General features: G+C 67.4%; 21 protein-coding genes. 13 read left to right on the top strand and 8 right to left on the bottom strand.

The annotated features are described in order from the left end of the window. The first annotated feature begins 81 nt into the window (after positions 1–81). The 8 genes from G154_RS22300 to nuoN are packed head-to-tail and all read left to right on the top strand — an operon-like array spanning position 82 to position 10,254. Positions 82–2,457 (top strand): NADH-quinone oxidoreductase subunit G, encoded by a 2,376-nt coding sequence (locus G154_RS22300; RefSeq protein WP_019514402.1) that lies wholly within the window; start codon positions 82–84, stop codon positions 2,455–2,457. Next, positions 2,454–3,710: an NADH-quinone oxidoreductase subunit NuoH gene (gene nuoH / locus G154_RS22295; RefSeq protein ID WP_019514401.1), complete on the top strand. Its 1,257-nt coding sequence runs from the start codon at positions 2,454–2,456 to the stop codon at positions 3,708–3,710. The genes G154_RS22300 and nuoH overlap by 4 nt, the downstream gene beginning before the upstream one ends. Continuing rightward, positions 3,694–4,233 (top strand): NADH-quinone oxidoreductase subunit NuoI, encoded by a 540-nt coding sequence (gene nuoI, locus G154_RS22290; RefSeq protein ID WP_019514400.1) that lies wholly within the window; start codon positions 3,694–3,696, stop codon positions 4,231–4,233. The genes nuoH and nuoI overlap by 17 nt, the downstream gene beginning before the upstream one ends. Beyond that, positions 4,230–4,964 carry an NADH-quinone oxidoreductase subunit J gene (locus tag G154_RS22285; protein ID WP_019514399.1) on the top strand — a complete coding sequence of 245 codons (735 nt, stop codon included), beginning with the start codon at positions 4,230–4,232 and terminating at the stop codon, positions 4,962–4,964. The genes nuoI and G154_RS22285 overlap by 4 nt, the downstream gene beginning before the upstream one ends. Continuing rightward, the gene (nuoK, locus tag G154_RS22280; RefSeq protein ID WP_019514398.1) at positions 4,961–5,260 is read left to right on the top strand and encodes an NADH-quinone oxidoreductase subunit NuoK; all 300 of its coding nucleotides are present in this window, start codon (positions 4,961–4,963) and stop codon (positions 5,258–5,260) included. Before G154_RS22285 ends, nuoK begins: the two co-directional genes overlap by 4 nt. Position 5,261: 1 nt before the next feature. Then, positions 5,262–7,145 (top strand): NADH-quinone oxidoreductase subunit L, encoded by a 1,884-nt coding sequence (nuoL, locus tag G154_RS22275; protein ID WP_019514397.1) that lies wholly within the window; start codon positions 5,262–5,264, stop codon positions 7,143–7,145. Continuing rightward, positions 7,142–8,683, top strand: a complete 1,542-nt coding sequence (locus G154_RS22270) for an NADH-quinone oxidoreductase subunit M (protein ID WP_019514396.1) — start codon at positions 7,142–7,144, stop codon at positions 8,681–8,683. The genes nuoL and G154_RS22270 overlap by 4 nt, the downstream gene beginning before the upstream one ends. After that, on the top strand, positions 8,680–10,254 hold the full coding sequence (gene nuoN, locus G154_RS22265) for an NADH-quinone oxidoreductase subunit NuoN (protein ID WP_019514395.1): 1,575 nt from the start codon (positions 8,680–8,682) through the stop codon (positions 10,252–10,254). The genes G154_RS22270 and nuoN overlap by 4 nt, the downstream gene beginning before the upstream one ends. On the opposite strand, the gene G154_RS22260 is transcribed toward nuoN, so the two are convergent. Together G154_RS22260 and G154_RS22255 are read right to left on the bottom strand one after the other, a co-directional pair. Next, complete coding sequence (locus G154_RS22260; RefSeq protein ID WP_019514394.1) at positions 10,251–11,147, bottom strand: alpha/beta hydrolase; 897 nt, start codon at positions 11,145–11,147, stop codon at positions 10,251–10,253. The genes nuoN and G154_RS22260 overlap by 4 nt on opposite strands. Before the next feature lie 116 nt (positions 11,148–11,263). Beyond that, positions 11,264–11,860 carry a TetR/AcrR family transcriptional regulator gene (locus G154_RS22255; RefSeq protein ID WP_019514392.1) on the bottom strand — a complete coding sequence of 199 codons (597 nt, stop codon included), beginning with the start codon at positions 11,858–11,860 and terminating at the stop codon, positions 11,264–11,266. A 43-nt stretch (positions 11,861–11,903) separates the two neighbouring features. Here G154_RS22255 and G154_RS22250 point away from each other — a divergent pair, with 43 nt between their 5' ends. Both G154_RS22250 and G154_RS22245 read left to right on the top strand, forming a co-directional pair. Then, on the top strand, positions 11,904–13,028 hold the full coding sequence (locus G154_RS22250; protein WP_019514391.1) for a phosphotransferase family protein: 1,125 nt from the start codon (positions 11,904–11,906) through the stop codon (positions 13,026–13,028). Beyond that, positions 13,028–14,140 carry a hypothetical protein gene (locus G154_RS22245; RefSeq protein ID WP_019514390.1) on the top strand — a complete coding sequence of 371 codons (1,113 nt, stop codon included), beginning with the start codon at positions 13,028–13,030 and terminating at the stop codon, positions 14,138–14,140. Before G154_RS22250 ends, G154_RS22245 begins: the two co-directional genes overlap by 1 nt. A 14-nt stretch (positions 14,141–14,154) precedes the next feature. Here the strand turns inward: G154_RS22245 and G154_RS22240 are convergent, their stop codons facing one another. Further along, complete coding sequence (locus tag G154_RS22240) at positions 14,155–14,520, bottom strand: DUF4345 family protein (RefSeq protein ID WP_019514389.1); 366 nt, start codon at positions 14,518–14,520, stop codon at positions 14,155–14,157. A 33-nt stretch (positions 14,521–14,553) separates the two neighbouring features. Here G154_RS22240 and G154_RS22235 point away from each other — a divergent pair, with 33 nt between their 5' ends. Then, complete coding sequence (locus tag G154_RS22235; RefSeq protein ID WP_019514388.1) at positions 14,554–15,309, top strand: helix-turn-helix domain-containing protein; 756 nt, start codon at positions 14,554–14,556, stop codon at positions 15,307–15,309. Position 15,310: 1 nt separating this feature from the next. Here the strand turns inward: G154_RS22235 and G154_RS22230 are convergent, their stop codons facing one another. Further along, entirely contained in the window at positions 15,311–16,831 is a 1,521-nt protein-coding gene (locus tag G154_RS22230) for an NAD(P)/FAD-dependent oxidoreductase (RefSeq protein ID WP_019514387.1), read from the bottom strand. Between the two features lie 47 nt (positions 16,832–16,878). Continuing rightward, a complete protein-coding gene (locus tag G154_RS22225) occupies positions 16,879–17,862 on the bottom strand; it encodes a TIGR03617 family F420-dependent LLM class oxidoreductase (RefSeq protein WP_023985500.1) in 984 nt (327 codons plus the stop codon). A gap of 90 nt (positions 17,863–17,952) precedes the next feature. On the opposite strand from G154_RS22225, the gene G154_RS22220 reads away from it, so the two are divergent. Continuing rightward, complete coding sequence (locus G154_RS22220; protein ID WP_023985499.1) at positions 17,953–19,296, top strand: flavin monoamine oxidase family protein; 1,344 nt, start codon at positions 17,953–17,955, stop codon at positions 19,294–19,296. Here G154_RS22220 and G154_RS22215 read toward each other — a convergent pair. After that, positions 19,286–20,230, bottom strand: a complete 945-nt coding sequence (locus G154_RS22215; RefSeq protein ID WP_045546486.1) for an alpha/beta fold hydrolase — start codon at positions 20,228–20,230, stop codon at positions 19,286–19,288. The genes G154_RS22220 and G154_RS22215 overlap by 11 nt on opposite strands. Positions 20,231–20,278: 48 nt before the next feature. Next, positions 20,279–21,364: an NAD(P)-dependent alcohol dehydrogenase gene (locus tag G154_RS22210; RefSeq protein WP_187697577.1), complete on the bottom strand. Its 1,086-nt coding sequence runs from the start codon at positions 21,362–21,364 to the stop codon at positions 20,279–20,281. A gap of 15 nt (positions 21,365–21,379) precedes the next feature. On the opposite strand from G154_RS22210, the gene G154_RS22205 reads away from it, so the two are divergent. Next, positions 21,380–22,348, top strand: coding sequence for an NADPH:quinone oxidoreductase family protein (locus G154_RS22205; RefSeq protein ID WP_019514382.1), 969 nt, complete (start codon positions 21,380–21,382; stop codon positions 22,346–22,348). Here G154_RS22205 and G154_RS22200 read toward each other — a convergent pair. Next, on the bottom strand, positions 22,335–23,963 hold the full coding sequence (locus G154_RS22200) for a CocE/NonD family hydrolase (protein WP_019514381.1): 1,629 nt from the start codon (positions 23,961–23,963) through the stop codon (positions 22,335–22,337). The two genes, G154_RS22205 and G154_RS22200, sit on opposite strands and share 14 nt — an antisense overlap. Between the last annotated feature and the right edge of the window lie 56 nt (positions 23,964–24,019).

The following is a 24,019-nucleotide window of genomic DNA, read 5'->3' as shown; positions in this document are numbered from 1 at the left end:
GCGAGCAGACGCAAAACTGCCCTTTCGAGGCCGAAAAGGGGCAGTTTTGCGTCTGCTCGCCGAGACGAAGGGGGCACGGGCATGACGCTTGCCGGACCTGCCAACGACACCACCTCCGTGGAGATGGTGTCGCTGACCATCGACGGTCACCAGGTCAGCGTGCCGAAGGGCACGTTGCTCATCCGGGCCGCCGAGCTGATGGGCATCCAGATCCCCCGCTTCTGCGATCACCCGCTGCTGGACCCGGTCGGGGCGTGCCGGCAATGCCTCGTGGAGGTCGAGGGGCAGCGCAAACCGTTGGCGTCCTGTACGGCGACGGTCACCCCGGACATGGTGGTGCGCACCCAGCTGACCTCCAAAATCGCCGACAAGGCGCAGCACGGCGTGATGGAACTGCTGCTGATCAATCATCCGCTGGACTGCCCGGTATGCGACAAGGGTGGCGAGTGCCCGCTGCAGAACCAGGCGATGTCGCACGGGCGTGCGGACTCCCGGTTCACCGATGTGAAACGGACCTACCCGAAACCCATCAACCTCTCCGCACAGGTGCTGCTGGACCGCGAGCGTTGTGTGCTCTGTGCACGGTGCACCCGGTTCTCCGACCAGATCGCCGGCGACCCGTTCATCGAGTTGTTGGAACGCGGTGCGCTGCAACAGGTCGGCATCGCCGAGGGTGAAGCGTTCGACTCGTACTTCTCCGGCAACACCGTGCAGATCTGTCCGGTAGGTGCGCTCACCGGGACCGCCTACCGATTCCGCGCCCGGCCGTTCGACCTGGTGTCCTCGGCCAGCGTCTGTGAACACTGCGCCTCGGGTTGTGCGCAGCGCACCGATCATCGCCGCGGAAAAGTGCTGCGCCGGTTGGCCGGTGACGATCCCGAGGTCAACGAGGAGTGGAACTGCGACAAGGGCCGCTGGGCCTTCACCTACGCCACCCAGGGCGATCGGATCACCACCCCGCTGCTGCGTGATCCCGACGGCAGCCAACGCCCGGCCTCCTGGTCGGAGGCGATCGCCGTGGCGGTGCGCGGCCTGACCGCCGCCGCCGGCAACGCCGGGGTGCTGGTCGGCGGTCGGTCCACCATGGAGGACGCCTGGGCCTACGCCAAGTTCGCCCGGATCATGCTGGGCACCAACGATATCGACTTCCGAATCCGGCAGCATTCGACCGAGGAGGCCGACTTCCTGGCCCACGCCGTCGCCGGCAGACCACAGGCGGTCGGCTACGCCGATATCGAGTCGGCGCCGGCGGTGCTGTTGGTCGGGTTCGAGCCCGAAGAAGAGTCACCGATCGTCTTCCTTCGGCTGCGTAAGGCATTCCGCAAGCGTGGACTGCCGGTGACCGCGATCGCACCGTTCGCCACCCGCGGGCTCACCAAGATGGGCGGCGCGCTCGTCATGACGGAGCCGGGCACCGAGGCCGCCGCGCTGGCCGGCATGCACGACGCCCTGCCCGCGGGCACACTCATCCTCGCCGGCGAGCGGCTGGCCACGGCACCAGGGGCCTGTTCGGCACTCTGCGCGCTGGCCGAGGCGACGGGTTCGCGGATCGCGTGGATCCCGCGCCGCGCCGGGGATCGCGGCGCGCTGGAGGTCGGCGCGACACCGAATCTGCTGCCCGGCGGGCGGCCCCTCGCCGATGACCGGGCCCGCGCCGAGGTGGCTGCCGCCTGGAACGTCGAGGACCTGCCCGTGGGCGTGGGCCGCGATACCGATGCCATTCTGGCCGCCGCCGCATCGGGAACACTGCAGGCAATGCTGATCGGCGGTGTCGACATCGACGATCTGCCCGATCCGGAGCAGGCGGCCGCGGCGATCGACGCCGCGCCGTTCGTCGTCAGCCTCGAATTGCGGCACTCCCCCGTGACCGACCGAGCCGATGTGGTCTTCCCCATCGCGCCGGTCGCCGAGAAATCGGGCACCTTCGTCAACTGGGAGGGTAGGCAGCGGCCGTTCGAGGCGTCGTTACCGCCGTCTGCCACCTCGGACATGCGCGTGCTGGCGGCACTGGCCGACGAGGTCGGTGTCGATCTGAACCTGGCCGACACCGCAACCGTCCGCGCCGATATCGACCGGTTGGGCCCATGGGCCGGATCTCGGCCGCCCGCTCCGCGGGTGATCCAGCCCGATCCGGTCGAGCCGGGTCCCGGTCAGGCGGTGCTGACCGGCTGGCGAATGCTGCTCGACGGCGGCCGGCTGCAGGTCGGTGAACCTCATCTGGCGGGCACCGCCCGCCCGGCCGTGGCCCGACTGTCGGCGGTCACCGCCGCCGAGATCGGCTGCGCCGAAGGCGATCCGGTGCGGATCTCCACCGACCGGGGCGCCGTGGATCTGCCGGTCACGATCACCGAGATGCCCGATCGGGTGGTGTGGGTGCCCCTGAACGCGGCGGGCGCGCCGGTCTACCGCACCCTCGAAGCGCCACTGGGTGGCATCGTCGGGATCGAGGCCGGATGACCTACCCGACGCTAGACTCCTTCGGCCACGACCCGTGGTGGTTGATGCTCGCGAAATGCCTTGCGATCTTCGTCTTCCTGCTGCTCACCGTCCTTGTGGCCATCCTGGTCGAACGAAAGGTGCTCGGCCGCATGCAGATGCGGTTCGGCCCCAACCGGGTCGGTCCGTTCGGGCTGTTGCAGAGCCTGGCCGACGGTATCAAGCTGGCCCTCAAGGAGGGGCTGATCCCGGCCGGTGTGGACAAGCCGATCTATCTGATGGCACCGGTCATCTCGGTGATCCCGGCGATCATGGCGTTCGCCGTCATCCCGATGGGCGGCGAGGTGTCGGTCTTCGGGCACACCACCGCATTGCAGCTGACCGATCTGCCGGTGGCGGTGCTCTACGTGCTGGCCGTCACCTCGATCGGTGTCTACGGCATCGTGCTGGCCGGCTGGGCTTCCGGATCGACCTACCCGTTGCTGGGTGGCCTGCGCTCCAGCGCCCAGGTGGTGTCCTACGAGATCGCGATGGCGCTGTCCTTCGTGGCGGTGTTCCTGTACGCGGGCACGATGTCGACCTCGGGAATCGTTGCCGCCCAGCACAGCACCTGGTTCGTCGTGTTGCTGCTGCCGTCGTTCCTGATCTACGTGACCTCGATGGTCGGCGAGACCAACCGGGCCCCGTTCGACCTGCCCGAGGCCGAGGGTGAACTGGTCGGCGGTTTCCACACCGAGTACTCCTCACTGAAGTTCGCGATGTTCATGCTGGCCGAGTACGTCAACATGACGACCGTGTCGGCGCTGGCCGCCACGATGTTCCTCGGCGGGTGGCAGGCACCGCTGCCGTTCAGCCTGATCGAGGGTGCCAACACCGGGTGGTGGCCGCTGCTGTGGTTCATCGCAAAGGTGTGGGGCTTCCTGTTCCTGTTCATGTGGCTGCGGGCCACCCTGCCCCGGATGCGGTACGACCAGTTCATGACGCTGGGGTGGAAGGTGCTCATTCCGCTGTCGCTGGGCTGGATCGTGGTCGTCTCGGTCACCAAGACCCTGCGCAACCAGGGCGCCCCGGCCTGGACGACGGCAGCGGTCAGCGGTGCGGCGATCGCCGCACTGGCCATCGTGGTGATGATCCGGCGCGCTGTGCGTCGGCGCGCCATCCCCCACTTCACGCTGCCCACCGATCCCGAAGCCGTGAGTTCCTTCCCGATTCCCCCCATTCCGAGTCCGCCGCGCACGCAACCGAAGGAGTACTCCGATGTCCAAGGTCGGTGACGCACTTGCCGGATTCGGTGTCACGTTCAAGGCGATGCTGCACAAGCCGATCACCGAGCAGTACCCGGAGAAACCCGGGCCGGTCGCTCCGCGTTATCACGGCCGGCATCAGCTGAACCGGTACGCCGACGGTCTGGAGAAGTGCATCGGCTGCGAGCTGTGTGCCTGGGCATGTCCGGCCGATGCCATCTTCGTCGAGGGCGCCGACAACACCGCCGAGCAACGCTTCTCCCCCGGCGAACGGTACGGACGCGTCTATCAGATCAACTATCTGCGCTGCATCGGCTGCGGGTTGTGCATCGAGGCCTGCCCCACCCGGGCGCTGACCATGACCAACGATTACGAGATGGCCGATGACAATCGCGCCGACCTGATCTACGGCAAGGACAAGTTGCTCGCCCCGCTGACGGCGGACATGACCGCGCCGCCGCACGCCATGGCCGAGGGCAGCACCGATGAGGACTACTACCGCGGCAACATCCGCGCCGACGGACTGGCGCGACCATCGGAGGCGACCCGATGACGGCGACCTCGACCGGTGAGGCAGTGGTGTTCTGGGTGCTCGGCGCGCTGGCGCTGGCGGCGGCGATCGGTGTGGTGGCCGCGCCGAAGGCGGTGTACTCCGCGTTGTTCCTCGCCGTCACGATGATCAACCTGGCGGTGCTCTACATCGCCCAGGACGCGGTGTTCCTCGGCGTCGTGCAGATCGTCGTCTACACCGGCGCGGTGATGATGCTCTTCCTGTTCGTGCTGATGCTCATCGGTGTGGACTCCTCGGAATCACTGGCGGAAACCCTGCGCGGGCAGCGCGTTGCAGCCATCGTCGCCGGGCTGGGTTTCGGGGTCCTGTTGACCGGCAGCATCGGCAGCGCTTCGGTGGGCGGGACCGCGGGTGGCTTCACCGGACTGGCCGAAGCGAACGCCGGAGGCAACGTCGAGGGGCTGGCGGTGCTGATCTTCACCCGCTACGTCTGGGCTTTCGAGCTGACCAGCGCGCTGCTCATCACCGCCGCCGTCGGTGCGATGCTGCTGGCCCACCGGGAACGCTTCGACCGGCGCAAGACGCAACGCGAGCTGGCCACCGAGCGGTTCGCACCCGGCGGGCATCCGACACCGCGGCCCAACCCCGGTGTGTATGCCCGGCACAACGCCGTCGACGTGCCCGCCCGGCTGCCCGACGGCACCGCCGCACCCAGCTCGGTCAGTTCGGTGCTCATCCCGCGAAACAGCACACCGCGGGGGCATGAATCGTGAACCCGGCGAACTACCTGTATTTATCGGCGCTCATCTTCACCATCGGAGCCGCCGGAGTCTTGTTGCGCCGCAACGCCATCGTGATGTTCATGTGTGTCGAGCTGATGCTGAATGCGGCGAATCTGGCATTCGTCACCTTTGCCAGGATGCACGGCAACCTCGACGGTCAGGTCGTCGCGTTCTTCGTGATGGTGGTTGCCGCCTGTGAGGTGGTCGTCGGCCTGGCGATCATCATGGCGATCTTCCGGGCCCGTCAGTCCGCCTCGGTGGACGCGGCCAGTCTGCTGAAGAACTGATATGGGCTCGCTGAGCTGGCTGCTGATCGCGCTGCCGTTGGCGGGTTCGGCGGTGCTGCTGCTCGGCGGCCGCGCCACCGACCGGTGGGGCCACCTGTTCGGATGCGCCACCGCCCTCGGATCTTTCGTCCTGGGTGTGCTGCTGTTCGTGGATCTGCTCGGGCGGGCCGCCGAGGACCGCACCGTCACGCAGACGCTGTTCACGTGGGTGCCGGTCGGACAGCTGCGGGTGGATTTCGGGTTGCAGGTCGACGCGCTCTCGATCTGTTTCGTACTGCTGATCACCGGGGTCGGCTCGTTGATCCACCTGTACTCGGTGGGCTATATGAGGGCGGACGTCGGTCGTCGGCGCTTTTTTGCCTACCTCAACCTGTTCCTGGCGGCGATGCTGCTGCTGGTGCTCGCCGACAACTTCCTGGGCCTCTACATGGGCTGGGAGGGCGTCGGGCTGGCGTCCTACCTGCTGATCGGCTTCTGGTCACACAAGCCGAGCGCGGCGACCGCGGCCAAGAAGGCATTCGTGGTCAACCGGGTCGGTGACATCGGCTTGGCGGTGGCGCTGATGGTGATGTTCTCCTCGGCCGGAACCGTCTCCTACGCCGGGGTTTTCGATGCGGCCACCCGGATGCCCGAGAGCACACTGACCGCCATCGGATTACTGCTACTGCTCGCGGCGTGTGGCAAATCGGCCCAGGTGCCGCTGCAGTCCTGGCTCGGTGATGCGATGGAGGGTCCGACGCCGGTGTCGGCGCTCATCCACGCCGCCACCATGGTCACCGCCGGGGTGTATCTGATCGTGCGCTCGGGGCCGGTGTTCAACCTGGCGCCCGGCGCGCAGGTCGCGGTCACCATCGTCGGCGCGGTCACGCTGCTGTTCGGCGCGGTGATCGGTTGTGCCAAGGACGATATCAAGAAGGCACTGGCGGCCTCGACGATGAGCCAGATCGGTTACATGGTGCTGGCCGCCGGCCTCGGCCCGGCCGGTTATGCGGTGGCCATCATGCACCTGATCACCCACGGCTTCTTCAAGGCCGGGCTGTTCCTCGGTGCCGGATCGGTGATGCACGGGATGAACGACGAGACCGATATGCGCCGGTTCGGCGGGCTTCGCTCGGTCATGCCGATCACGTTCGTCACGTTCGGCCTCGGTTATCTCGCCATCATCGGTGTTCCTCCGTTCGCCGGGTTCTTCTCCAAGGACGCCATCATCGAAACCGCTTTCGGGGCAGGCGGAGTCAAAGGAATCCTGCTCGGCGGAGCGGCCCTGCTGGGCGCCGGGATCACCGCGTTCTACATGACCAGGGTCATGTTGATGACGTTCTTCGGCCGGCGGCGCTGGGATGAGCACACCACCCACCCGCACGAGTCGCCGGCGGTCATGACCGCCCCGATGATCGTCCTGGCGCTCGGATCGGTCGGCGCCGGTGCGGTGCTCGCGGTCGGCGGTGGGTTGGCGGACTGGCTGGAGCCCGTGGTCGGGGTGCACGAGACGCACCACATCATGCCGGTATGGGCGATGACGGCCATCATCCTGACGGTGGTGGCGATCGGCGTCGGGATCGCCTACCGCATGTACGCCACCCAGCAGGTTCCCGAGACCGCGCCGTCCGGTTCGGCGCTGACCGTCGCCGCCCGCAACGACCTCTACGGCGATGCATTCAACGAACGGTTCCTGATGCGTCCCGGCAGGCAGGTGACCGTGGGTCTGGTCGAGATCGACGAGGACATCGTCGAGGGCGCCACCCGCGGCCTGGCCACCGTCATCGTCGACGCCTCCCAACGGTTGCGGGGATGGCAGACCGGGTTCGCCCGGTCGTATGCACTGTCCATGCTGGCCGGCACGGTCCTGGTGATCGGGGCGATACTGATGGTGAGGATCTGGTGACCGGGGTCGGCTGGCTGACCGCACTGTGGGCGGTGCCGATGATCGGGGCCGCGATCGTCATCCTGCTGCCCTCCAAGGTGTTCGCCCGGTGGGCCGCACTCGCGGTGTCCCTGGCCGTCCTGGCCGTCGCGGTGCTGCTGGCCGTCACGTTCGACCCGGCCGGGCCGCAATTCCAGTTCGTCGAAGATCATCCCTGGATCCCGAGCTTCGGCACCGGCTACATCCTGGGCCTGGACGGTATCGCGCTGGCCCTCGTGGTGCTCACGGCGGTGTTGGTACCGCTACTGATCGTGGCGGGCTGGAACGACGGTCATGCTGATCGCGCCCGGTCCACCCAGTCCTATCTGGCCCTGACGCTGGCCGTCGAAGCCATGGTGCTCATCTCGTTGGTGGCGCTCGACGTGTTGCTGTTCTACGTGTTCTTCGAAGCCATGCTCATTCCGATGTACTTCTTGATCGGCGGGTTCGGCGGAGCACGCCGCGGTGCCGCCGCCGTGAAGTTCCTGTTGTACAACCTGTTCGGCGGGCTCATCATGCTGGCCGCGGTGATCGGGCTCTACGTCGTCACCCTGGAAGAACTCGGTGGCACCTTCGATTTCCGCGCGATCGTCGCTGCCGTGCAGAGCGGTCAGCTCGCCGTCGATCCCGCATTGCTCAACGCTCTGTTCCTCGGCTTCATGTTCGCCTTCGCCGTCAAGGCACCGCTGTGGCCGTTCCACCGGTGGCTGCCCGATGCCGCCGTCGAGTCCACCCCGGCGACTGCGGTGCTGATGATGGCCGTCGTCGACAAGGTCGGTACGTTCGGCATGCTGCGGTACTGCCTGCAGCTGTTTCCCGATGCCACCAAGACGTTCCAACCGGTGATCATCACGCTGGCCGTCATCGGCATCATCTACGGTGCCGTCGTCGCGATCGGACAGACCGATGTGATGCGGCTGATCGCCTACACGTCGATATCGCACTTCGGGTTCATCATCCTCGGCATCTTCGTGCTGACCAGCCAGGGTCAGGCAGGGTCCACGCTGTACATGGTCAACCACGGCATCTCCACCGCCGCCCTGTTCCTGATCGCCGGATTCCTGGTGTCGCGCAGGGGGTCCCGGTTCATCGCGGATTACGGCGGGATCCAGAAGGTGGCTCCGGTGCTGGCAGGCACATTCCTGGTCGCGGGCCTGGCCACCCTGTCGCTGCCGGGGCTCGGCCCGTTCATCAGTGAGTTCCTGGTGCTGATCGGCACATTCAGCCGGTTCCCGGTGCTGGCGGTCATCGCCGCACTGGCGCTGGTGCTGTCGGCGATCTACATCCTGTGGGCCTACCAGCGGATGATGACCGGGCCGGTGACACGCGGTAACGAGTCACTACGCGACCTGGTCCCCCGCGAACTGATCGTGGCGGCCCCGCTGATCGTGCTGCTGCTCGTGCTGGGCATCTATCCCAAGCCTGCGCTCGATGTCATCAATCCCGCCGTCACCCACACGCTGACCACGATCGACGTGCAGGATCCGAGGCCCGCCACCCCGGAAGGAGACGGCCGATGAACGTCGAGGCGCCGCACATCGAATACGGGCAACTGGCACCGCTTCTGATCATCCTCGGCGTCGCGGTGGCAGGCATCCTGGTGGAAGCCTTCGTCCCCCGTCGCCATCGCTACAGCACCCAACTCGTGCTGGCGCTGGGCGGGCAGATCGCCGCGCTGGTCGCGGTGGTGTCGGTGACGGCCGGGTTGGGATCCTCGACGGGCAACAGTGCCGCAGTGGGCTCGCTGGCCGTCGACCGGCCGGCCCTGTTCGTGCAGGGACTGTTGCTGTTGATCGGCATCCTCGGTGTGCTGCTGGCCGCCGAGCGCCGCATCCCCGCCTCGGCAGGCGGCGGACTGGACGGTTTCACCCCGCAGGCCGCCGCGGTACCGGGAAGTGTGGCCGAGAAGGTCGCCGCCAAAGCCGTTGTGGCGCAGACCGAGATCTTCCCGCTGATGATGTTGGCGTTGGCAGGCATGATGATCTTCGGTGCCGCCGACGACCTGTTGACGATGTTCGTGGCCCTGGAGGTGTTGTCGCTGCCGCTGTACCTGATGTGCGGGCTGGCCCGACGGCGGCGGTTGGTCTCACAGGAGGCCGCGCTCAAGTACTTCCTGCTCGGCGCGTTCGCCTCGGCGTTCTTCCTGTACGGAATCGCGTTGTTGTACGGCTATGCCGGCGGCTTCGGACTCGACGATATCGCCACCGCGATCGCCGGCGCCGGCCCGCAGCCCGCGGGCGGACCGGCGTTGGCCCTGGCGGGTGCCGGACTGCTGGCGGTCGGCATCCTGTTCAAAGTCGGTGCCGTTCCTTTTCATTCGTGGATCCCGGATGTGTACCAGGGCGCCCCGACGCCGGTGACGGCGTTCATGGCGGCGGCGACCAAGATCGCGGCGTTCGGCGCGATGTTGCGCATCTTCTACGTCGCGCTGCCGGGCTTGGCAGCCGATTGGCGGCCGATGATGTGGATCATCGCGATCATCACCATGGTGGTCGGCACGCTCACCGCCGTCACCCAGAGCGACGTCAAGCGCATGTTGGCCTACTCGGCGGTGGCGCACACCGGGTTCATCCTCACCGGTGTCATCGCGCTCGACGATGCCGGGGTGTCGGCGACGCTGTTCTATCTGTTCGCCTACGGTTTCAGCACCCTCGGTGCGTTCGCGCTGGCCGGGCTGGTGCGCCGTGCCGATGGCGAGGAGGAGACCGCACTGGCGCAATGGGCCGGGCTCGGCCGGCGGTATCCGGTGGTCGGCGTGGTGTTCTCACTGTTCCTGTTGGCCTTCGCAGGTATCCCGCTGACCAGTGGATTCGTCAGCAAGTTCGCGGTGTTCAAGGCCGCGGCCCAGGGCGGGGCCGGTGCGTTGGTGATCATCGGCGTGATCGCCAGCGCGGTGGCCGCCTATTTCTATGTGCGGGTGATCGTGCTGATGTTCTTCACCGATCCGCCCGCGGATGCGCCCGAGGTGGTGGCACCGAGTGTGTTCACCACGGGCGCGGTGACGGTGACCGCGGCGGTCACGTTCGCCCTCGGTGCGCTCCCCCAACCACTGCTGGACCTGGTGAACGACGCGCAACAGTTCGTGCGCTAACTCACCGCGTCGCGTACCCGCCCGGCGATCAACTCGTACATGCCGCGGGTGACGTCGGCTGCGTCGCTCATGATGTTGTACCCGTGGTCGACATCGGGCACCTCGACATAGTCGACCAGCGCTGCGACCGCGTCGAGACTCTTGGCATATTCTGCGGCTTCGTCGCGCAACCGGTCGTACTCACAGGCGATCACCAGTGCCGGTGCGATACCGGCGATCTCGTCGGCGTTGTCGCCCCATGCCGGTGAGGCCAGCGGGTCACGGCGGCGCTGCCGGTCGGGGATGTAGGCGGTGTCGAAGACCTCACCCATCCACGGTTTCATGATCGCCTGGCCGCCCCGTGGGGATCTCTTATGCCCGGTCGCGGTCACCAGGTCCAGGGGCGCGTAGTGCAACACCTGCAGGGCGATGGGCGGGCCGCCGTGGACGAGGCTCAGCCGGGATACCGACGCGGACAGGTTGCCCCCCGCGCTCTGGCCGCCCACGCACAGCCGCCCTCCCGGCCAGCCCCGTTCGTCGGCACCGGCCCATGTCACGACGTCGTAGAGCTGCTCGACGGCGACCGGGAAGCGGTGATCGGGGGCCAGCAGGTAGTCGGGGTTGACGACGACGACGTTGGCGCGGGTGGCCAGGAACCGGCACCAGGGGTCGTCCTGCTCGCGGTGTCCGACGACGAACCCGCCGCCGTGGATGTTGACGTACACGCCGTCCGGATCACCCTCGGGACGGTAGATGTCGGCCTCGGTGTCGCCGTGCCGGGTCGGGATGGCGACCGTGCTGACCCGTGCCGGGATATCGGCAAACCGCACGGCCTGCTTGGGGCTCGGCTTCACGACCCGCGAGAACAACCGGGCCAAGGTGTCGGCGATCAAGGGGGTCGACAACACGGACACGACGAGGCACACCTTTCAACAGATGACGTCAAACATCCTGTACGTCTCGACCATACGCATGGCACCGGCGACGTGGGTGTCGCGCATCGCGGCCCGTCGGCGCGATGGGTCGGGGATCACAGGACGATGCCGTTGACCACGATGGCCGTGGTCTGCTGCACCCATTGATCATCGAGATCCTGTCCCGGGGTGAGCAGCATGCGCAACAGCGTGGCGCCACCGATCAATTCGATGAGCCGTTGCGGATCGACGCTCTCGAGCACCTCACCGCGCTCGACGGCGTGCATCAGACGCAATCGGACCACCTCGAACAGTCCGGTGAACCGACTCATCACGCGGTCGCTGAGGTCGGGATCGGCGGCCATGTCCGCGATCAGGCCGGGTAGCGCCGCCCGCACGACCGGACTGGTGAACACCGCGCCCGCCGCCGCGATCATCGCTCGCACGTCGGAGGCGATATCACCCTCGGGCATGTTCAGGGCGGTGGGCGCCGTCGGGAACGCCGCCTCGTGCACCAATTCGGCCTTGCTGGACCACCGCCTGTACAAGGCCGTCTTGGTCGTTGCCGCCCGCTCCGCGACCGCCGCCATGGTCAGGTTGGCGTAGCCGATCTCGACGAGCAGGTCCACTGTCGCCGACAGGATGGCGGCATCGATCCGCGGATCGCGGGGCCGCCCGGCACCCTTGTCAACCGATGGCAAGTCTGATTTCATAACGCTACCCAGCGTATCGTAATTCGGAACGGAAGGAAGCATCGTGGCCAATGACCCGGCTGTCGAGGACGTCAGCCGCCTGCAGCGCTCCACCCGCGATACCAGCACGCTGCCCGATGTCCTGTCGCGCTGGCTGGCAACCCAGGTACCCGAGCGTCCGGCACCGCAGGTCGTCATCGAAAGCGGCGTCGACGCCAACGGGATGTCGTCGGAGACCATCCTGCTGACCGCGCGCTGGGGCCAGGAAACGCTCCCCCTGGTCGCCCGCGTGGCCCCCACCGCGGCCGATGTGCCCGTCTTCTCCTCCTACCGGCTGGACCATCAGTTCGACCTCATGCGGCTCGTCGGCGAACTCACCGACGTCCCGGTGCCCACGGTGCGATGGATCGATGTCGGCGGCGAGGTGCTGGGCACCCCGTTCTTCCTGATGGACCGTGTGCCCGGCGACGTCCCGCCCGATGTCATGCCCTACACCTTCGGGGGCAACTGGTTCGCCGACGCGCCGCAGGCACGCCGCCGCGAACTGCAGGACGCCACGGTCGAGGTATTGGCGAAACTGCACGCGATACCGGATGCCGCACAGCGCTTCTCCTTCCTCTCCGAGGCCGACCCACCGGCCGATTCGGCACTGCGTCGCCATTTCGGCTGGCTCAGGCAATGGTACGAGTTCGCCGTCGCCGATATCGGCCGCTCCCCCCTTGTCGAGCAGGCGCTGACGTGGCTCGACGAGAACTTCCCGACCGATGCCGCGTCCGGTACACCGGTGCTGGTGTGGGGCGACTCGAGGGTCGGCAATGTGCTGTACGCGGACTTCCGGCCGGTGGCCGTGCTCGACTGGGAGATGGCGACCGTGGGCCCGCGCGAACTCGATGTCTCGTGGTTGATCTTCGCGCACATGGTCTTCCAGGAGCTCGCCGGACTTGCCGGACTTGCCGGTTTACCGGATGTGCTGAGGGAGGACGATGTGCGCGCCACCTACGAGCGGCTGACCGGGGTGACGCTCGGTGATCTGCGCTGGTTCTACATCTACTCCGCCGTGATCTGGTGCTGCGTCTTCATGCGCACCACCGCGCGCCGGATCCATTTCGGGGAGATGGACGCTCCCGACGACGTCGAGTCGACGTTCTACCACGCTTCCCTGCTACGACGACTGCTCGAGGAGAACTGATGCTCGGACCGATGGATGAGTTCCCGATTCACCAAGTGCCGCAACCGATCGCCTGGCCGGGATCATCGGATCGCAACTTCTACGACCGGTCCTATTTCAACGCACACGACCGGACCGGGGACATCTTTCTCATCTCCGGCATCGGCTACTACCCGAACCTCGGCGTCAAGGACGCCTTCGTCCTGATCCGCCGCGGCGACACCCAGACCGCGGTGCACCTGTCCGACGCCATCGACCAGGATCGCCTGCATCAACATGTCAACTCCTACCGGGTCGACGTCGCCGAGCCGTTGCAACAGTTGCGGATCACCATGGACGAGACCGAGGGAATCGCTGTCGATCTCACCTGGAACGGCCTGTGCGACGTGGTGCAGGAACAGCCGCACCTGATGCGCCAGGGCAACCGGGTGACCCTGAATGCCCAGCGTTTTGCCCAGTTGGGTTCGTGGAGCGGGCATCTCGACATCGACGGCGAGCGCATCACGGTCGATCCGGCCACCTGGATCGGTTCCCGCGACCGGTCCTGGGGCATCCGTCCGATCGGTGAAGCCGAACCCGCGGGCCGGCCCGCCGACCCGCCGTTCGAGGGCATGTGGTGGCTCTACGTACCGATGGCCTTCGACGAGTTCTCCATCGTCATGATCATCCAGGAGGCGCCCGACGGGTTCCGCTCCCTCAATGATTGCACCAGGGTGTTCAAGGACGGCCGAGTCGAGCAGCTCGGCTGGCCGCAGGTCAGGATCCACTACCGTTCCGGCACGCGCATCCCCACCGGGGCCACCATCTCCACGACGACGGCCACCGGCGCGGAACTACGTTTCGACGTGGAATCCAGACTGCCGGTGCCCATTCACGTCGGCGGCGGCTACGGCGGTGATCCGGATTGGATTCACGGCGTGTGGAAGGGCGAGAACTTCACCGAGCGCCGAACATACGATATGACCGATCCCGCGATCATCGGTCGATCCGGCTTCGGTGTTATCGACCACGTCGGGCGGGCAGTGTGCACCGAAGGCGGAACCACCAGCGAGGGGTGGGGTCTGTTCGAACACGGCGCGTTGGGCCGCCACGACCCGTCCGGATTCGCCGACTGGCTCACCGTTGCCCCGTAGATCCGGGGCATGAGTCAGGCCACCCAGAACAACACCGCGGCCGCGACCCCTTCGACCAGGCAGTAGAACCAGTTGGGGTAGAAGGCGGTCCGGTCACCCACCGCCGCGGAGATGATCCGACCCACGGCCATTCCGGCCAACGCCACGCCCACCGTCAGCAGGATGCCCGCGCGGACGACATCGGGCGCGGACAACGCGTAGCCCAGCACGCCCGCGATCGCGATGCCGAACCCGCCGTACACGGCGCGCACCTCGGCCCGCTGGACATCGGTGTTCACGGCAAAACCGAAGGGGCGCAACAGTGCCGCGGGGGCGGCCAGCGCATACAGCCCCATTCCGGCCATGAACACGCCGACCGACACGATGACGACAGCTGTCACGGTAACCTCCTGATCGATGGTGAGGAGTCCAGCATGTCAGCGCGTGAGGGGACCGAGCTTCCACAAACCTGCTATCCGGCGGTGTGGATCTGGCCGGGGCAGGCGCTGTACTCCGGTCCCGCGTTGGGCCTCGACCCGCACTCGGGGTCGGTGTGGTGTCTGGCCGTCGGCGTGGATGGGCCACTGACCGTCGAGATCGGTGGACATCGGGTCACCGCGCGCACCGCGCTCATCCCACCGCGGCTGACCCACCATCTGACGATGACGGGACCGCTGGTGTCCTGTTATCTGGATCCGGCCGCTCGACGAAGCGCGGCCTGCCGCAGCCAGTTCCGTGACGTCGTCCACGGTATCGGCATCGGGCACAGATCAGAACAGCTGCTGCTCTCCCCGCCCCGTAACGACCGCGACGCCCGACGCTGGCTCGACAACGCTGCTCCCGAGGAACTACGCACGGTGGATCCGCGCATGGAACTGGCCGCCAAACAGATTCGTGACGATCCCGCCGACGCCGCACCGGCCGCGGAGCTCGCCGCCGCCGCCGGCCTCTCCGAATCCCGCTTCCTGCATCTGTTCTCCGCCGAGATCGGTACCAGCCTGCGTCGGTACCGGATGTGGTGCCGGCTGATGCGCGCCGGCACCGAACTCGCGGCGGGGGCCAACCTCACCACCGCAGCCGTCGAGGCCGGGTTCGCCGGCTCGTCGCATCTGTCCGACCGCTTCAAGTCCACGTTCGGACTATCGGCCACCCAGCTGCTGGCCACCGGCCTGGCAATCCGGACCCCGTGAGTCAGGCGCCCACTTCGGCGGGCGCGACAGCGGCCGCGGGACGCGAACCCGATTGCACCCGACCGAAAGTCATCGACTCCTCGATCCGGTCGAACCGGTGCTCAAAGGAGTCCAGCGCGTAGTTGTGCCGCACCTTCCACGGCCTGCGAGTGCCCGACTTCGGCAGCGCATGCAGAGCGCGGGCCACGTAACCAGCCGCCAGGTCGAAGGTCGGCTTTTCGGGCATGTCCACCGACCCCAGGTGCGGGTAGGCGTGGGTGTAGCCCTTCTCGTCCATATAGGCGAGCAGCCTGGCCACCGCACGCGCGGTCATATCGGCCCGCAACGTCCACGAGGCGTTGGTGTAGCCGATACACCACGCCATGTTCGGAACATCTTCGAGCAGATACTCCTTGTAGACGAACCGGTCGGTCGGATCGATGAGCGCACCGTCGACGCTGATCTGTATCCCACCGAGTGCCAGGAGCTGCAGCCCGGTGGCGGTGACGATGATGTCGGCGTCGATACGATCACCGGACTTCAGCACGATCCCGTCGGCGTCGACATGATCGATGTGGTCGGTCACCACATCGGCCCGGCCCGCGCTGATGTCTTCGAACAGGTCACCGTCACGCACCAGGCACATCCGCTGGTCCCACGGGTCGTAGCGCGGCTTGAAATGAACGTCTACCGGGTAGCCGCTCGGCAGCGCACCGATGGTGGTCTGCCGGATCAGCTTGCGTCCCAGCTTCGGCATGCTGCGGAAGAACACGTAGATGAAGTAGTGCATCCACGCATTGCGGAATCGCACCACCTGGTGGGCGATCCTGCGCGGCAACATCCGCCGGACCGCCTCGGTGGGCTTGGGCACCGCGGGCATGGACATCATGTAGGTCGGCGAACGCTGCAGCATCGTGACGTGACCCGCCGTGGCCGACAGCGCGGGCACCAGACTGATGGCGGTGGCGCCGCTGCCGATCACCACGATGCGCTTACCGGCGTGATCGAGATCCTCCGGCCAAAACTGCGGGTGCACCACCGTGCCCGCGAATTTCTCGATACCAGGGAACTCCGGGGTGTAGGGCTCGTCGTAGTTGTAGTAGCCGGTGCCAAAGAACAGGAACCGGCATCGATGAGTGACCGTGGCGCCGTCGCGTTCGGCGCGCACGGTCCAGGTGTCGGTCGAGGAATCCCAGTCGGCCGAGGACACCCGTGTGCCGAACCGGATGTGCCGGTCGATACCGAACTTTCGGGCCGTGGCGACCAGGTAGTCGCGGATATCGGCGCCCTCGGCAACGTGATCGCGACCGGTCCACGGCTCGTACGGGAAGCTCAGCGTGAAGATATCGCTGTCGGAACGAATCCCCGGATAACGGAACAGGTCCCAGGTGCCGCCGATGCCTTCGCGCCGCTCCAGGATGGTGTAGCTCAGGTTCGGGTTGCGCTCACGGATGCGGTAGGCCGCGTTGATCCCGGAGATGCCCGCCCCGATGATCAGGACATCGCTGAACTCGGCTTCTGCAGCCTCGGCACGCTCGGCCATCGGACAACCTCCTCGTGGTCCTCTCCCGTACCAACCACCATAGGACCTCAGGTGCGCAATGCGTCAACGATCTGGGCCAATGAGTCGGTCTCGATGGGTCCCGGCTGGTAGATGCAGATCCGGTCGGAGATGCCCGCCACCCGGTCCCGGATATGGTCGGCAATCTCGGTCGGGGTACCGCATGCCGCAATGGTGTGCAGCACCTCGTCATCGATCAGCGATCCCATCTCGGCCCATTTGCCCTGCTTGGACAGGGCATTGAGCTCGGGCTGCAAATCTCCCCAACCGTGGATGTCCAGGACGGGTCGATAGGCCGGCGTCGATCCGTAGAACGCCAGCAACTGCCGGGTCGCGCGGTGGTCGTCGTCGGTGTCGGAGGCCACCGAGACGATGATCTCGGGGACGACGGCCAGATCGGCACGGGTGCGCCCGGCGGCGGCCAGACCCTTGTCGACCGCGGCCATGGTGACCTCGTGCAGAAACTTCTTGTTGCCGAAGGGCATCACCAGCAGCCCGTCGGCGTGCTGAGCGGTGGCCCTGGTCAGCCGGGGCCCGAGCGCGCCGACATAGATCGGCGGGGGTCCGTACGGGTTGTCCCGCGGGGTGAAGGTCGGCGTCATCAGCGTGTGCCGGTAGAACTCGCCGCGGAAATCCAACCGCTCACCGGTCTGCCAGGTGCTGAAGATAGCTCGGAGCGCGCCGACGAGTTCGACCATCCGTTCCACCGGCCGGTCGAAGTCCGCACCGAACCGCTTCTCGATCTGCGTGCGGATCTGGGTGCCCAGCCCGAGGGTGAACCGCCCCTGGGTCAGGATCTGGTGATCGATGGCCTGGTGTGCCAGGTGAATCGGATTGCGCGGAAAGGCGATTGCCACATTCGTCATCAGGTCCAGCCCGCCGACCGTCGACGCCAAGGTAAGCGGGGCGAACACATCGTGGGGCCCCTCGAAGGTGAACACACCGCTGGCCCCGGCATCGCGCAACTCGCGAGCGCGCTCGGCAGCTCCGGACAGTCCATGCAGTGCAGTCATCACCTTCACAGGCCGTCACACTAATGCGATTTCGGAGCGAAAATGCAGGCAACGCCCACCTTGGCGCGCCGAGACGGCACACTGGGTGCCGTGACCGATGTGATCGTGGTGGGGGCGGGGTTCGCTGGTCTGTCGGCAGCGCGCGAGTTGACCGGACTCGGCCACGACGTGCTGGTGCTGGAGGGCCGTGACCGCGTCGGCGGGCGCTCCTACACCGCGACCGTGGCCGGCGTGCCGGTCGACCTGGGTGCCACCTTCGTGGGGCCCACCCAGGACGCCGTGCGGGAACTGGCCGCCGAACTGGGCTGTTCGACGGTGCCGACATACAGCCGCGGTAAGAACCTGATCCACTGGCACGGCACGGTGCGGTCCTACCGCAGCACCATCCCGAAACTGTCGCTGATCGAGCTTCTCGATGTCTCCCGTATCCAATGGCGCTTCGACCGGTTGTCCCGTCTCATCCCGGTCACCGACACCTGGTCGGCGCCGGCGGCGGCCCGGCTGGACCAGAAGAGCCTGGAGGGCTGGCTGCGCGCCGTGCACGCAAGCGCCTCGACACGCAACCTGATGGCCATCATGTCCCGCGTCACCTGGGGCGCTGAGCCCGACGAGGTCTCCATGCTGCACGCCGTGCGCTATGTCAAGGCCGCAGGCGGGCTGGCGCGGATGCTCGACGTCAAGGGTGGTGCGCAGCAAGACCACTTCCCGGCGGGAACCCAGCCGATCGCCGTGCGGATGGCCGCGGACCTGGGCGAACGGGTTCTGACATCGGCTCCGGTACATGGTGTTTCACGCACGGAAGACGGATACGTTGTCGAATCCGGGCGCGGCACGCACACGGCACGGGCGGTGATCATCGCGATTCCGCCCGCCCATCGCGGTGTGATCGACTTCGAGCCGGCACTGCCCGCCGGACATGCCGAGCTCATCCCGACCTGGCCGCAGGGCAATCTGAGCAAGGCCTACGCCGCCTACGAGACCCCATTCTGGCGCACAGCCGGGTGCTCGGGAGAGTCACTGTCCGATGAGGGACCGGTGTTCATCACCTTCGATGTCAGCCCGGGAGACCAGGGTCCCGGCGTGCTGTTGGGTTTCGCCTCGGCACGCACCTTCGACCCGCTCTCCCCTGCCGCGCGCCGCGAGCAGGCTCTGCGATGCTTCGTGACGTTGTTCGGCGACAAGGCCGCCCGACCCATCGACTATCTCGACCATTGTTGGAGCGCCGAGCCGTTCGCCCCGGGCGGTCCCACTGCGGCCGTACCGCCGGGATCCTGGACCGCGCACGGTGCGCATCTGCGCACACCGGTCGGCGGGATCTTCTGGGCGGGAACCGAAACCGCCGACGAATGGACCGGCTTCCTCGACGGCGCGGTCCGCTCGGGCCGGCGCGCCGCCGCCGAGGCCACCACCTACCTCACGAGCATCACGAGCTGATGCGTTGCCTGCCGACACCTTCGGCGAGTGAGCGCAGCCGGCGGTTCACCTCTGCCGGGCATTCCAGTATCGCGCAGTGTCCACCGGGCAGTTCCACGAACTCGGCGAGCTGGGGAGCATTGTCGGCGATGTGCCGCGAGGCATTGATGGGCAACAACCGGTCCTGCGTGCTCCCGATGACCAAGGTCGGCACCTGCAGATTCGACAACGAGATATGTTGCGCGCCAAGACCGTCGACCAGCACCCTGGCCCATCCGCCGCGCCCGGCGGGTGGGGTGGTGGCGAACAGCCGGTACACCAGCTCGCCCACCTCCGGCTCGGCGGCGGCACCGACGGCCAGATAGCCGACGAAACGCCTGTTGGCCCGGTCGGCGAGTTTGGGTACGGGTGTGGCGCCGAAGGTCTTGAGAAGAGAGCCCGCGGTCCGCACGCGGGTGGCGGCCAACGCGGCAGGTACCCTGGCCAGCTGGACATCGCGCAGCAGATCTCCGGTGCTGGTGTTGATCAGGGCCACGGCGTCGGCGCACTGGGCGACGCGGCGCGGATAGCGTTGCGACCACGAGGTGATCGCGATCCCACCCATCGAGTGCCCGGCGATGACGGCGCGCTCGCCCGGCGCGAGAGCGGCATCGAGCACCGAGTCCAGATCGGCAGCCAGGTGATTGAGGCTGTACCCGTTGCGCCGGCGCGGGGTCTCGCTGCGACCATGCCCGCGGTGGTCGTAGGCGATGACGCGGTAATCACCGGCCAGGTCGGCTATCTGATGTGCCCATACCTCGATGGCACAGGTGATTCCGTGCGCCAGCACGATCGGATAGCCGTCATCGGGGCCGAATACCCGGGCGTGCAGGCGGGTTCCGTCGGCCGAGCGCACCGTCAGCGGGCGTCCCTCGGGAAGGTCGGGCAGCGTCACGGTGGCTCCAATCCTCGGCATCGTTGCCTGAGACGGGAGCGTAACCCCCGCTTTCGGTCGGTACGGGCTTTACGTGACCAGTACCGGTTTGACGACGGTCGCAGACTTGGCCGCAGACCAGGCGGACGCGAAGTCGTCGAACGCGAAAGTGCTCACCAGCACCTCCAGCGGCAACCTGCCCTCGTGATACCAGCGGGCGAGCTGCGGGATGAAGACCTGCGGGTCGCTGTCCCCCTCGACCACGCCGCGCACCGTCAGACCCTTGCCCATGATCAGTGTCACCGGCAGCTCCGCAGTCGGCGCGCCCAGACCGACAAGGGCCAATGTGCCGCGCGCGGCGAGCACCCCGACCGCTGCGGAGATCACCTCCGGTCGGGCCGTGGTGTCGACCGCACCGGCGACTCCCCCGGTCATCCGGATGATCTCGGCGGCGGCATCGGTGGACGTCGGGTCGATGGTCGCGGTGGCGCCGAGTTCGGCGGCCAGTGCCCGTCGCTCGCTTACCGGGTCGACGGCGATGATCGTCTCGGCGCCCGCGATCCGCGCACCCATGACCGCAGACAGCCCGACCGCGCCCGCCCCGAACACCACCACACTCGGCGCGGCGCCAAGGACGTTGAGCACCGCACCGACACCGGTCTGCACACTGCAGCCCAGCGGGGCGGCCAGGGCCGGGTCCATGCCTGCGGGCAACGCCACGGCATTGCGGCTGCCCGCGATCGCGTGGGACGCGAAACTGGACTGGCCGAAGAACCCCGCGGCGATGGGGGCCCCGCCCAGCCGCAGCGGGCTCGTCTCGTCGCGGCGGCTCCCGCGCATGTTGAGGTTGGTGGACTGATCGCAATAGGCGGGCCGATCGGCAACACAGTTGCCGCACCGGCCACAGCTGGCGAAGGTCAGCACCACCTGCTCACCGGGGCGCGCCGCGGCCTGCGGACCGGTGGCGAGCACGGTGCCCGCACCCTCGTGACCGAACACCATCGGGGTCTTGGTGCACCAGGACGCCATGGTGATATCGGTGTGGCAGATGCCGACGGCATCGATGCGCACCAACACCTCGTCGCCCACCGGATCGCGGAGTTCGATATCGGTGAGCTGCGGTTCCTGGCCCGGCTCCAGAAGCACCGCGGCACGTGCCTTGATCACTTGACGCATGTTAAATGGTCAGTCATGCGCGCAATACAGATACCCCGACTGGACGGGCCCGAGGCCGCCGAACTGGTCGAGATCGCCGAACCGGATTCCGACGGGGTGGTGATCGACGTGCACGCCGCGGGAGTGGCATTTCCCGACGCATTGCAGACCCGCGGGCTCTACCAGCACAAGGCGGAGCTGCCCTACATTCCCGGCGCCGAGGTCGCCGGCGTGGTGCGCAGCGCTCCGCAGGAGTCCGGGTTCGGCGCCGGGGATCGGGTGGCCGGACTGTGCATGCTCACCGGCGGGATGGCCGAGGTGGTGACGTTGCCGCCGGACCGGGTGTTCGCGTTGCCGGACAACGTCAGCTTCGAGGCCGGCGCCGGCATCCTGTTCAACGATCTGACGGTGCACTGCGCCCTGCGCACGAGGGGCAGACTCACCGAGGGCGAGACGGTGCTGGTGCACGGTGCCGCCGGCGGGATCGGCACCTCGGCGCTGCGGCTGGCGCCCGCGTTCGGGGCCGCGCGCACCATCGCGGTCGTCAGCACCGAGGCCAAGGGCGATATCGCCCGAGCCGCCGGGGCGACCGATGTGGTGCTGGTCGACGGCTTCAAGGACGCGGTCAAGGAACTCACCGGCGGCCGTGGGGTCGATATCGTCCTCGACCCGGTCGGCGGTGACCGGTTCACCGACTCGTTGCGGTCGCTGGCCCCGGCGGGCCGACTGCTGGTGGTCGGATTCACCGGCGGCGAGATTCCCACGGTCCGGGTGAACAGGTTGCTACTCAACAACGTCGACACCATCGGTGTCGGCTGGGGCGCATGGGCGACGACACATCCCGGTTACCTTGCCAAGCAGTGGACCGAATTGGCACCGTTGTTGGCCTCCGGAGCGATCAGCGCTCCCGCACCCGTGGTGTTCCCCTTCGAACAGGCCGGCGCGGCGATCGCCTCGCTGGAGAACCGGACCGCCGTCGGCAAGGTGGTACTCAAAATCCGTTGACGCGGTGTCCATTCACGATGGGCAGGATAAGCCGGGACCGCGTGCCGATCTCGTGGGTGGTGGGTACCAATCGCGATGCCGTCCACACCGACTCGCCGGTGCCCGGGTTCCTGGCAAATCGCGGATACGAGCCGCCGGCAATGGACAGCCGGATCCGCGACCCCGCCGCGAACCGGTGTGCGATCGGGTCGAGATCCAGCCTGAGCACCCCGCTGTCGGTGGGGGTCCGGGTGGTGTAGCCGTCGCTGACATTGCGGGAACGGCCGTCGACACCGACCTCACTGATCCGCACCGCGACGTCACACCAGCCGGTGTCGGTGCGATGGTCCAACTCGACCGCGGGAGTGCCGATCACCTCCACGGGGCGGTCGAGCACCGCCCCGGTGAAGGTGATGACGTCATTGCGGGCCGCCAGCGCCGAATCCTCGCGGTAGCCCCGTGGTGCGAACAACAACCGGCCCCCGATGGTCGGAGTCGGGTCGGCCGGGTCGTAGACGAACCGGGCGGCCGGCCCGTCCACCGGCTGCGGTGTCAGCGCGGCCCGCGGACCCAGCCACCACAGTTGCTCGTCGGACGGCGGCGGCCAGGATGACAGGTCACGCCAGCCGTCTCCGGTGACGAATACCCGGACACCGTCGAACCGCGCACCGGCCAACCAGCTCAACGATTCTCGCAAGACGTCCCCGCCGCCGTCCCCGTGGGTCCATGGGCCGACGATCAGCGTCGGGCCGGCACCACCATCACGGAGTCGGCGGTACTGTTCGACGGTCTGGGTGAGGAAGACGTCCTGCCAGCCGCTCACCAACAGCACCGGGGTGCGGGTGCGCTGCAATGCGCGGCCGAGCCGGGCGGGCCGCCAGTACGAATCGGAGACGTCCGGGGTGCGCAGCCACGACTCATGCCACGGCGCACGATCCTTCAGGATCTTCGCACCGGCGTCGCGCAGCGGTACGGTCCGCAACGGTCGGCGCAACCTGCGCGGCATCGTCAGCATCCGGATGATGGTGCGCAGCGTCCCCCCGTCTTCCTGGGTGGCGACCTGATAGCTCCAGGTCAGGAAGTCGGCGAGTGCGAATGAACCGGTGCCCCAGCCGGATTCGGCAAAATCGTGCGGAGCCATGCCGATTACCGAGGTGTCCAGCTCCGGGGGCGGGTCCACCAACAGCGCCCACTGGGTGTAGCCGAGATAGGAGGACCCGACAGTGAACAGTCGCCCACCGAACCAGGGCTGGTCGCGCAGCCAGGTCAGCGTGTCCGCGGCATCATCGGACTCCGCATGCCCGGGGTGGAAGTCGCCACCGGAGCCGAAAGTTCCTCGGACGCTTTGCATCACCACCTGATATCCGCGCTGGGCGTAGACCGCGGCGGTCACGGTGGCGGGAAGGTTGGTGCGACCGTAGGGGGTGCGGATCAGCACCGTGCCCGCGGGTTCTGCGCCGAGGACGAGGGGGAGGTAGAGGTCGGTCAGCAGGTCGACACCGTCACGCATGGGGACCGCGATGTCGCGGTCCACCCGGTAGCCGGTGGTCGCCCGCGCCAGCCGCCACCGCGCACTCACCAGGCGGGTGGCCAGCCGTACGAGTGGACCGGGTGGGGTGGGTCGAGTGGAAGCCATCGCCGACCATTGTGTCCGAATCGTCGCCATAATCGTTCGTCGCGGCCACGATCAGT

Origin of the sequence: Mycobacterium sp. VKM Ac-1816D (assembly GCF_000416385.1) — a bacterium.
Lineage (GTDB): Bacteria > Actinomycetota > Actinomycetes > Mycobacteriales > Mycobacteriaceae > Mycobacterium > Mycobacterium neoaurum_A.
The sequence above is the reverse complement of the archived record's forward strand: the minus strand, read 5'-3'. Positions and strand labels throughout refer to the sequence as shown.